Origin of the sequence: Candidimonas humi (genome assembly GCF_019166065.1) — a bacterium.
Taxonomy (GTDB): Bacteria; Pseudomonadota; Gammaproteobacteria; order Burkholderiales; family Burkholderiaceae_B; genus Candidimonas; species Candidimonas humi.
The window spans coordinates 231,841-242,273 of record NZ_JAHTBN010000005.1 but is presented as its reverse complement, the minus strand read 5'-3'; the positions used below and the strand labels follow the sequence as shown (position 1 = coordinate 242,273).

Annotated in this window: 10 protein-coding genes; 4 read left to right on the top strand and 6 right to left on the bottom strand. The window is 67.2% G+C overall.

Annotation, left to right across the window (positions count from 1 at the left end; genetic code table 11):
* Nucleotides 1–14 precede the first annotated feature (14 nt).
* From coaBC to KVP10_RS13895, 3 genes are all read left to right on the top strand, one after another.
* Nucleotides 15–1,229, top strand: a complete 1,215-nt coding sequence (gene coaBC / locus KVP10_RS13905) for a bifunctional phosphopantothenoylcysteine decarboxylase/phosphopantothenate--cysteine ligase CoaBC (protein WP_217965196.1) — start codon at nt 15–17, stop codon at nt 1,227–1,229.
* A gap of 27 nt (nt 1,230–1,256) precedes the next feature.
* Nucleotides 1,257–1,715, top strand: a complete 459-nt coding sequence (locus tag KVP10_RS13900; RefSeq protein WP_217965195.1) for a hypothetical protein — start codon at nt 1,257–1,259, stop codon at nt 1,713–1,715.
* Between the two features lie 194 nt (nt 1,716–1,909).
* Nucleotides 1,910–2,377 carry an RrF2 family transcriptional regulator gene (locus tag KVP10_RS13895; protein ID WP_217965194.1) on the top strand — a complete coding sequence of 156 codons (468 nt, stop codon included), beginning with the start codon at nt 1,910–1,912 and terminating at the stop codon, nt 2,375–2,377.
* A 33-nt stretch (nt 2,378–2,410) separates the two neighbouring features.
* Here the strand turns inward: KVP10_RS13895 and KVP10_RS13890 are convergent, their stop codons facing one another.
* The 5 genes from KVP10_RS13890 to KVP10_RS13870 all read right to left on the bottom strand — a co-directional run bounded on the left by KVP10_RS13890 (nt 2,411) and on the right by KVP10_RS13870 (nt 5,628).
* Nucleotides 2,411–2,581: a hypothetical protein gene (locus KVP10_RS13890; RefSeq protein WP_217965193.1), complete on the bottom strand. Its 171-nt coding sequence runs from the start codon at nt 2,579–2,581 to the stop codon at nt 2,411–2,413.
* 224 nt (nt 2,582–2,805) lie between these two features.
* A complete protein-coding gene (locus tag KVP10_RS13885) occupies nt 2,806–3,276 on the bottom strand; it encodes a metal-sulfur cluster assembly factor (RefSeq protein ID WP_217965192.1) in 471 nt (156 codons plus the stop codon).
* Nucleotides 3,273–3,812 carry a DUF2249 domain-containing protein gene (locus KVP10_RS13880; RefSeq protein ID WP_217965191.1) on the bottom strand — a complete coding sequence of 180 codons (540 nt, stop codon included), beginning with the start codon at nt 3,810–3,812 and terminating at the stop codon, nt 3,273–3,275. Before KVP10_RS13880 ends, KVP10_RS13885 begins: the two co-directional genes overlap by 4 nt.
* Before the next feature lie 57 nt (nt 3,813–3,869).
* Nucleotides 3,870–5,234 (bottom strand): hypothetical protein, encoded by a 1,365-nt coding sequence (locus tag KVP10_RS13875; protein WP_217965190.1) that lies wholly within the window; start codon nt 5,232–5,234, stop codon nt 3,870–3,872.
* A 148-nt stretch (nt 5,235–5,382) separates the two neighbouring features.
* Nucleotides 5,383–5,628 carry a DUF2249 domain-containing protein gene (locus KVP10_RS13870; RefSeq protein WP_217965189.1) on the bottom strand — a complete coding sequence of 82 codons (246 nt, stop codon included), beginning with the start codon at nt 5,626–5,628 and terminating at the stop codon, nt 5,383–5,385.
* Between the two features lie 323 nt (nt 5,629–5,951).
* On the opposite strand from KVP10_RS13870, the gene dut reads away from it, so the two are divergent.
* On the top strand, nt 5,952–6,413 hold the full coding sequence (gene dut, locus KVP10_RS13865) for a dUTP diphosphatase (protein WP_217965188.1): 462 nt from the start codon (nt 5,952–5,954) through the stop codon (nt 6,411–6,413).
* Nucleotides 6,414–6,482: 69 nt separating this feature from the next.
* Here dut and putA read toward each other — a convergent pair whose 3' ends face one another.
* Nucleotides 6,483–10,388, bottom strand: a complete 3,906-nt coding sequence (gene putA, locus KVP10_RS13860; RefSeq protein ID WP_217965187.1) for a trifunctional transcriptional regulator/proline dehydrogenase/L-glutamate gamma-semialdehyde dehydrogenase — start codon at nt 10,386–10,388, stop codon at nt 6,483–6,485.
* Nucleotides 10,389–10,433 lie beyond the last annotated feature (45 nt).

The following is a 10,433-nucleotide window of genomic DNA, read 5'->3' as shown; positions in this document are numbered from 1 at the left end:
GGAGAACAAGCTTCGTGACACAAGACCTCGCAGACAAACGCATCGTCCTGGGACTGACCGGCGGCATCGCCTGCTACAAGAGCGCCGAATTATTGCGCCGCGCGCAGGACGAAGGGGCCGCGATCGACGTGGTCATGACGGCCGCCGCGACGCAGTTCATCACCCTCACCACCATGCAGGCGTTGTCGGGGCGCGCCGTCTACCTGGACACCTTCGATGCGCGCGTGCCCAACAGCATGGCGCACATCAACCTGACCCGCGGCGCCGATGCCATCCTGATCGCCCCGGCCAGCACCGATTTCATTGCCAGGCTGGCCCACGGCATGGCCGACGACCTGCTGGCCACCCTATGCGTGGCGCGCGGCAACTGTCCCCTGCTGGTGGCGCCGGCCATGAACCGGGAAATGTGGCTGCACCCGGCCACACAGCGCAATATCGCCCAGTTGCGCGCCGATGGCGTCGCCATTCTCGGCCCGGCCGAAGGCAGCCAGGCCTGCGGCGAAACCGGCAGCGGCCGCATGCTCGAGCCCGGCGAAATCCTGGCCGAGCTCATCGCCTTCTTCCAGCCCAAGGCCCTGGCCGGCCGGCGCGTGGTCATCACCGCCGGCCCCACCGCCGAACCGATAGATCCGGTACGGATCATCAGCAACCGGTCGTCCGGCAAGACCGGCTATGCGCTGGCCCGGGCCGCGCGCGAAGCGGGCGCCGAAGTCACGTTGGTGTCGGGGCCGACGCTGCTCGCACCACCCCAGGGCGTGGCGCGCATCGACGTGGAAAGCGCAAGGCAGATGCATGCCGCCGTGATGCAGGCGGTGCGCGGCGCCGACCTCTTCATTGCCGTGGCGGCCGTTGCCGACTGGCACGTGGCCAATGCCTCGGACAGCAAGCTGAAAAAGACCACCGGCGGCGGCGCTCCCGAACTGCGGTTTGCGCCCAACCCCGACATCCTGGCAGACGTCGCCCGCCTGCCCGACGGCCCCTGGTGCGTGGGCTTTGCGGCCGAAACCGAAAACCTGCATGAACACGCGCGCGCCAAGCGCGAACGCAAGGGCGTGCCGCTGCTGGTGGGCAATCTGGCGCAACACTCCATGAATACCGAGACCACGCAACTGGTGCTGTTCGATGCGCAGGGCCATGCCGAATTGCCGGTCCTGCCCAAGATGGAGGCCGCGCGCCGCCTGGTACGTGAGATCGCCGAGCGGCTCGACCGCGCCCGGCCGCGGCACTGAGACGGCGCAGGCCGCGAGAACACGAAGATGAACGACTCGAACCGATACGAAGGCCCCGGCGACGGGGACTATGCCTCATACGTACAGAAATTGGGCGACTCGAACCGGACCCAGCCGTCCGCAGCGGCCCGGCAAGCCGAGGCCGAATCGCAAAAAAGCCGCGGCGCCGAAAGCGCCGGCGGGTCCGCCGCAACCGGCGGCGACATACCGGCATCGCCCGTAGCGCAACAGGCCGAACCGCCCGCGCGGGCTCCGCGCTTTATCGGCCTGCTGCTGATCATCGCCGCCTGGGTGCTGTTTTTCTTGGCGCTGCGGCTGGGCATCCAGGCCTGGCATGCCCGGTCCGGCCACATGGACGAATGGCTGCCCGCGGGCTTCGCGCTCATCGCCGCGCGGCTGTTGCTGGCCATGGGCAAGGCGGCGCGCAATCCTCGCATGCGCCCGCAAGACCCCAAGAAATCATTTCCCGAGCACATCGAATACTAGGCGCCGGATCCAGGCGCCGAGTGCGCCAGCGAAGCCGTGACGGCGCATGGCGCCCAATCGCCCGTCGGGCCGCAGGGCGCACGGCGCGCCGCGACGGGAATTATCGCTACCAATTTATGTATTTATAATGCATCATTGATGCGGCGGCCACGCGGCGACACCGCGGCGGCCGGTCCCCTATCCGCCATCGCACTATGAAACTGACCGATTTCGCCGATTACAGCCTGCGTGTCCTGATCTACGCGGCGTTGCGGCCAGACGAACTGGTGACTGTGCAGGAAATCGCCAGTACCTTCGATATCCAGCGCAACCACCTGGTCAAGGTCGTCCACGCGCTGAGCCGTTCGGGCTACCTGACGACGGTCCGGGGCCGCGCGGGCGGCCTGAAGCTGGCGATGGCGCCGGAAGAAATCAATGTGGGCGAGGTGATCCGCTCCATGGAGCCGGATTTCCATATCGTCGAATGCTTCGACGACAAGAACAACCAATGCCTGATCACGGCGGCCTGCGGCCTGCGCGGCATCCTGGGCGGGGCCCTCGAAGCCTATTTCGATTACCTGGACGGCTACACATTGGCCGACCTGCTGGTGCAACGCCGCTCCCTGGTGCGCGCCTTGAACAAGGAAGCGCCGATCCGTTTCGTGTCCAGGCAGAAGCACTGAGGCGTGCGGGCGGCTGCAGGCAGCTACCAACGGCTACCAGTCCAGGCGCCGGCTCAGGCGATGCAGCAATACATCGAAGCGGCGCGCTTGCTGTGGGTTTTCATGCCTGAGCGTCACGTAGGCATGCCCCGCAAGCCGGCAGGCCTTTTCGACGCCGCCCGCATCGGCAAGCGCACCCAGGCCATCCAGCAGCAGACCGCACAAGGTCTCGTCCAGGGGCGCTCCGATGCTGGGCGCCGACGGCGGAGCTAATGCCGACGTCGGCGGTAAGGCGGGAGCTAAAGCCGGCGCAGAACCGGCAAGCGCTGCGGGTTTCGCAGCCGATGCCGATCCCCTGTCTGTTGTGGATTCCTCAAGCTCAGCCGATGCCGATGATGGCAACGCCGACGCAGACACCGACGAGGGCGCCGCAATCTTGTCCGCGCCCATCAGGACCAGGCCGCCCTTTCGTCTATGCCCAGGTGCTGCTTGGCCGCGCGGCTTGCCATGCCGGGATTCCAGGGCGGATCGTAGGTCAGTTCGACGGCGACCTCTTCCACTCCGTCCACCGCGATAGCGCAATTGCTTGCGCCTTCCATCAAGTAATTGGTAGCCGGGCAGCCGCGCGTCGTGGTCGTCATGGAGACGTGAACATGGTCGCCCTCTTCTACGGTGATGCCGTAGACCAGCCCCAGGTCGACGATGTTGTAGCCCAGCTCGGGATCGATGACCTGGTGCAAGGCCAGCCTGACCTGTTCGATCAGCGCGTCGGCCGCCGCATCGGTTCCGGAAGCCTCGGTTCCTGGAGCGCCGGTTCCGGCGGTAGCGGCTCCAGCCGCATCCGCCGCCGTGCCGGAGGCTGCGGCCGGCCCCGCGCCAGGCGCCTCATGCGCGGATGCATCGTGTTCGGGCGTGCTCATGCGGCCTCCTCGTGTGCGGCGCCCACTCGCACCAGCAGCTTATAAGTGTCGGCTTCGAAGCCTCCGCGCCACTGATGGCCGCGCTTGGCCAGTTCGGGCAGCAGGAACAGCGGTTCGCGATTCAGCAAGGCCGACAGGACCTGGCCGTCGGCCATGCCTTCGATCTTCGCCAGGATGTTCACCATGGGCTCGGGGGGATCCAGCTCGCGCACGTCCATGCTGTGCGCCGGCTCGGGCCAGTCCTGGCCCGACGCCGCTTGCGGCGACCCGTTCGCAACGGCGCCCGCGGCCTGGGCCGCGCCGTCCGGATAGAACTCGATCTCCCAGTCGCCGCCTTCCAGGGGCTTTTCCACATGGGCATAGCCCTTGGCGCCCAGCACATGGAACAGCGGCGTAGGCTTGAAGGTGGCAAACAGGCGCAGGCCCTTGCCGGGGGCAAGAGACGCTACTGCCTCCATGATTTTCTCGAACGGCTCACCGCCGGCGCGCAGGATCGGGCGCACATCGAGTTCGACATATTCGATAAGTTTGTTCAACGTCATCTCCGTTCAAAGACCAGGGCCGTCCGCCCTGAATGGGGTGCTGCACCACATTCAGCGCAAAGAGGCCTTGGGAGAAAAGGAATACAGAATGTTCGGCTTGCGCACGCCGTCGGGCAGGCGCAGTTCGGGCTTGACATCCAGCAGCAGCCGGGCACGCAGCAAATGGAAGGCAATGCCGCCGCTGGCGAACAGCGCCGCTGCGGCGCTTATGCGAAACAGCGGGGCGAAACCGGCCAGCAGTATGGCGCTGCCCAGCCAGACCGCGGCGAAATACAGCAGGAACCACTTGCGCGCGCCCTGCTCCGTCACCAGGTCTTGGACGCGCGGAGTCGGTTTTTTTCCCAGCACAGGACCATAGCATTCGAGCCAGGTGAGAAACGGCACGATCTTGTAGAGCTTGGCCAGGCCCAGGCCCGACAGCCAGCCGAATGCCAGCAAGTACACGAGCGCGGGCAGCAATTGCCCGAGCCGGCCCAGCGCCAGCGACAACAGAAACAGCACTACCGCCGCGGCCAGCGAGGCCTGGGCCAGCATCGCCATCTTGCTGTTGAGCTCGATCTTGCGGCGTTTCCTGGCGCGATACAGGTGCACCATGTCCTTGCCGTAGAAGACCAGGCAGGCCAGGGCCAAGGCGCCTGCAATCAGCAGCACCCGGCTTGTGCGCACGCCCATGCCTATGGCCGCGACGCCGCCGACGATGGCGACGGCCAGCGCACCGCAGCCCAGCGCAAGCCCCAGGCGCGTGCCGCGCCCGTCCAATTCGGGAGCCAGCATGAACATGGCCAGCAAACGATAACTGACGCCCATGGCCGTAAAGGTGAGCCAGCCGCCCAGGCCCGCGGCAATATGCACGGCAAGCCCCGCATGCACCAGCCGCAACGCGGGCCCGTATGTCAGGGCGCCGCCCAGCACCAAGGCGAAGACGATGCCCAGGGCCAGCACCGCCAGCAAACAGGCCAGCCCCGCCGCGACGAATCTTGCCGGCACCGACAAGGGCCTGGCCGCCCACAGCGTGCGCCCCAGGTTCCACAGCACCAGGCCGAAACCCGCTGCCAGCAGCACGGCCGCGAAGACGAAGCAAGGCGGCCCCGTATGTATATCGCCCGCCAATTGCAGGAAGCCGCAAACCAGCGCCAGCGTGCCGGCAATCAGGCAACAGAGCGTGGGCAGCGGCAATGAATTGCTGTGTAGCGGATGCGCGGTCAGCACCGGCACGAACTGGAACAGCGCGCCGCACAGCAGCAGGCTGAGCCAGCCCAGCGCCACGATGTGCACGAGAGCCAGGGTGGCCGGAGCCGCAGCGGCGGCTTGCGGAAAGCCGTAGCCCAGCACCATCAGCGCCTGCGCAATCGCGAACGCCGCCAAGGACGTCACGAAGTACGACATGGTCCAGCGCGACAGGGCGATATTGTTCATTTGGATTTCCCTTATACCGGTGCGGCAGCCCGGCAGCCCCGCGTCCCGCCCGATCGGCGTGCGCTCGCGCCAAAAGGAGTGCGATGCCTTTTTGCGCGGGCAGGCCCGCCACAGAAACCAGTGGACGAGGCGCCGGGCCCGGCGCCGCCTACAGCTTGCCGATCTCGACGCGCCAGACTTGCGGGCCGCGTTCCAGGTATTCCCAGGAGAACTGCTTGGGATGCTCGGCCTCGAGCTGGTAGTACAGCGGCTTGGGATCGTGGTCGTTGACCAGGATGAAGGACTTGCCGGGCTGCAACTGCCCCACGAGCTGGAATATCTTCGCGTGGCGCTGGGGCGGTATGAGAGTGCGCACGTCGACGACGTCGACGGCTGCGTCAGAAGTACTGGGCATTTCAGGTTCCTTGACTAGAGGGTATATAGGGCGGATGGTGCGCCCCGCGGCCACGGCGTCCCGTGCTGCCCGCAGCCCCGCAAGCGCATGGACACATGCGTATGCGGAGCTGCGGACCGTTGCGATCGTGGGGAAAGTCTACGCCCTTAAATATGTATTGTAAATATATATTTAAATCGAGCATGCAGGCCGAAACGCAGCCAGCCCGCGGCGGCACGAGGCCGGCAATCGAGATATCATTGCGGCGGCATCCGCCATGTAGAGATCCGTACACAGCCCCAGCCGCCAGGCCCGCGCCACCGCGCCATCAATAAGGAACGCATATGTTTAGACGCATCGAGGCCCGAGTGGTCAACCCCTTGCTCGGCACGAAAATCGAGCCGCCGTCCTACGCCACGGACGGCTCGGCGGCCATGGACCTCAGGGCCTGCATCGAAGATCCCGTAGCCTTGCAGCCAGGCGGCCGCTGCCTGGTGAAGACCGGCATCGCCATCAATATGATGGATCCCGGCCTGGTGGCCATCGTGGCCTCGCGCTCCGGCCTGTCGCTGAAGCACGGTGTCCGGGTCGCCCAGGGCATAGGGGTCATCGACGCCGACTACCACGGCGAAATCGGCGTCATCCTGGCCAATGACGGCGCAGAAACCTACACGGTGCAGCCCGGCGAACGCATCGCCCAGCTGATGTTCCAGCCCGTGATCCAGGTCATGCTGCAGTACGTGGACGAATTTTCCACCGAGACCGAGCGCGGCACCGGCGGCTTCGGCAGCACCGGCCGCAACTAGGGCCTGTTCACACTAAATAAAAGGGGTGCCCCTTTTAGTGTGACCAAGCCCCGGGCCCCTCTCCCGTTTTCAACCCACCATCATCAGGCTGGCATTGCCGCCGGCGGCGGCGGTATTGATGCTGAGCGACACCTCGCGCAGCAGGCGATCCTGCACATACTGCCGCCCGGCGGCGATCTCGTCGCTGCTCAAGCCCTGCACGCCCACGATGGGGCCGCCGCGCGCGGCCACTCTCCGGTTCAACTCGCGCAGCGCATCGCCATCACCCTCGAACAGCACTGCGTGGTACGCGCCGCGATCGATCTCGCCGTCGGCCACGAGGCGCACTGGCCGGTCGCCGCGACTGTCCACACCCACGGCAGCGCCACGCGCTGCCTGGCCCACATCCGAGGCCCGGGCCACGCCCCTGGTCGCGCCGGGGCTGGCATGCTCGGCCAGCTCCGCGGCGAACTCGCGGCCCGCGCCGTTTTCCAGCAGCATCATGCGGTTGCCCGTGGCGCGGCAGGCCTCGTATTGCGCTCGCGCGCCGGCCAAGGTGGCCGCGATGCACAGCACGCTGCCGCGCGGCTGCAGGCGGTATACGTCGCTTTCTCCCGTGGGGCCCGGCAGCGTGATGGAGGCGCGGCCGCCGGCGTCGAGTTCGCAGCCTGGCGGCAGGCCCGGAGGCCGCTGCGCCAGCAACCGCGACAAATACAGCGGGCCGCCCGCCTTGGGGCCGGTGCCCGACAGCCCTTCGCCGCCGAAGGGCTGCACCCCCACCACGGCCCCGATGATGTTGCGGTTCACGTACAGATTGCCCGTGCGGATGCGGTTCGTGACCCGCTCCACCGTCTCGTCGATGCGTGTGTGCACGCCGAAGGTCAGCCCGTAGCCCAGCGCATTGATGCCATCCAGCAAGGCATCCAGCTCGCCGCGGGCATAGCGCAGCACGTGCAGCACCGGCCCGAACACTTCCTTGCCCAATACCGACACATCGTCGATCTCGACCAGTGTCGGGGCCACGAAGCAACCATGCGCGCAAGCCGCGGCGAGTTCCTGCCGGTCGACGGCGAGGCCGGCCTCGCGCATCGCCTCGACATGCGCCTCGATGGCGGCCCGCGCCGGCTCGTCGATGACCGGACCGACATCCGTGGCGAGCTTGTCGGTCGGACCCACCTGCAACTCGCGCAGCGCCCCGCGCAGCATGGCCAGCACGCGATCCGCGCAGTCCTCCTGCAGGCATAGCAGGCGCAGCGCCGAACAGCGCTGCCCGGCGGAGTCGAAGGCCGAGGCCAGCACGTCGTACACGACCTGCTCGGCCAGCGCCGACGAGTCCACCACCATGGCGTTCTGGCCGCCCGTCTCGGCAATCAGCGGCACCGGATGGCCGGCATCGTCGAGGCGCTCGGCGAGCTTGCGGTTAATGCCCTGCGCGACCTCGGTCGAACCGGTGAACATCACGCCGCGCACCACCGGGCTATCGACCAGTGCCGCGCCCACCGTCTCGCCGCGCCCCGGCAGCAATTGCACGGCAGCGCGAGGCACCCCGGCGCGGTGCAGGATCGCCACCGCCTGCGCGGCGATCAGACTGGTTTGCTCGGCCGGCTTGGCCAGCACCGGATTGCCCGCAGCCAGCGCCGCGGCCACCTGCCCGGTGAAGATGGCCAGCGGAAAATTCCATGGGCTGATGCACAGCACCGGCCCCAGTGGACGGTGGGTGTCGTTGGAAAAAGTGCGTTCGATCGCGCCCGCGTAATAGCGCAAGAAATCCACAGCCTCGCGCACTTCGGAAATAGCATTGGGCAGGGATTTTCCCGCCTCGCGCACGATCAGCCCCAGCAGCGGCTGCATTTCATCTTCGAGCAACTGGGCCGCGCGCAGCAGGCATTGGGCGCGCTCGGCCACCGGCGTGGACTGCCAGATGGGCGCCACGTGCGCAGCGGCGGCGAGCGCAGCTTCGATCTCGGCGGGGCCGGCCTCGATCGCCTTGCCCACGACATCGCGCCGGTCGCCCGGATTGAGCACCGCGGCGGCGCGGGTCTCGTCCCATTCGAATCCGCCTTCGCCCTCGCCCACCATCGGCGCCGCGCGCCACGGCGCGGCGGCGCCGGCCAGCAGCGCCGCCGACAACGATGCCAGCCGCTGTTCGTTGGTGAGATCCAGGCCGGCGGAGTTGAGCCGGCCCTCGGCACGCGCATAGAGACTGCGCGGCAGCGGAATCTTGTCGTGCGGAGAGCCCAGCGGATGGATGCGCTCGGCGGCCTGCACCGGATCGTCGATCAGCGCGTCGATGTCGACCTCCGGGTCGCCGACCCGGTTGACGAACGAAGTATTGGCGCCGTTTTCCAGCAAGCGCCGCACCAGGTAGGCCAGCAGCGTCTCGTGCGTGCCCACCGGCGCATAAATGCGGCAAGGCCGGTTCAGCTTGCCCTGCGACAGGGGCCCGGTCACCTCTTCGTACAGCGACTCGCCCATGCCATGCAGGCACTGGAATTCATACTGGCCCGGATAGAAATTCTGCCCGGCCATGTGATAGATGGCCGACAGCGTATGGGCATTGTGTGTGGCGAACTGCGGAAAAACTGCCACGGGGTCGGACAGCAGCTTGCGCGCGCAGGCCAGGTACGAGATATCGGTGTAGATCTTTCGTGTATACACCGGATAGCCTTCGAGCCCATCCACCTGGGCGCGCTTGATCTCCGCGTCCCAGTAGGCTCCCTTGACCAGGCGCAGCATCAGCCTGTGCGAACTGCGCCGCGCCAGGTCCATGACATAGTCGATCACGAAGGGCGCGCGTTTCTGATAGGCCTGGACGACGAAGCCTATGCCATTCCAGCCGGCCAGGTCCGGATCGAAGCACAAGGCCTCCAGCAGGTCGAGCGACAGTTCCAGCCGGTCGGCCTCTTCCGCATCGATGTTCAGGCCGATATCGTAGCTGCGCGCCAGGCGCGCCAGGGCGGCAAGGCGCGGCAGCAGTTCGGCCATGACGCGCTCGCGCTGGGCCCGTGCGTAGCGCGGATGCAGCGCGGACAACTTGACGGAAATGCCCGGGCCTTCGTAGATGCCGCGGCCCTGCGCAGCCTTGCCGATGGCGTGTATCGCCTGCTCGTACGAGGCGTAATAGCGCCGCGCGTCCTCGGCCGTAGTGGCCGCCTCGCCCAGCATGTCGTAGGAATAACGGAAGCCCTCGCGTTCGCGCGCGCGGCCGTTGGCGATGGCCGCCGAGATCGTCTGCCCCGACACGAACTGTTCGCCCATCATGCGCATGGCAATGTTCACGCTCTTGCGTATGAGCGGCTCGCCGCCCTTGCCGATAAGCCGCGTCAAGGCCCGCGACAGCGACTGCTCGCTATTGACGCCCACCAGCCTGCCGGTGAGCATCAGCCCCCAGGTGGCGGCGTTGACGAACAGCGACGGCGATTCGCCCAGGTGCGACTTCCAGTCGCCACGGCTGATCTTGTCGCGGATCAGCGCATCGCGGGTCGCCCTGTCGGGGATGCGCAGCAAGGCCTCGGCCAGGCACATCAGCGCCACGCCTTCCTGGCTCGAGAGCGAAAATTCCTGGATCAGGCCCTCGACCCCGCCGCCCTTGCGCTTGCCGCGCAGGGCCGCGACCAGGCGCAGGGCCAGCTCGCGCACCTCTTGCGGCTGGCGGCTGCGAGCCGGGTCGAGCAGCAGCGGCACGCACTCGGTTTCGGGGCGCCGGTAGGCCGCCGTGATCGCGGCGCGCAGCACCGACTGGGCTTGCACTTCCTGGGCGAACTCGTAGAACACCGGTATGGGCTCGGGCGCCGCCGCGCCCTGCTGCGCTTCGGACCCGGGACCGGCCTCGCCGAGAATTTCCACGGGGATGCGGCCGCGTTCGATGGCATCGACATAGGACAGGATCGCCTGCTTGTGCAGCCAGTGCGGGGTGCGCCCCACTTTCTCGGCGGCCAATCGCAGCCGCTCGCGCAAGGCTTCGTCGACCTTGACGCCCAATGTAGTGCTTGCCATGTGTCTGCTCCCAGATACCGCCCGCAACGCGGGACGGGACACCGG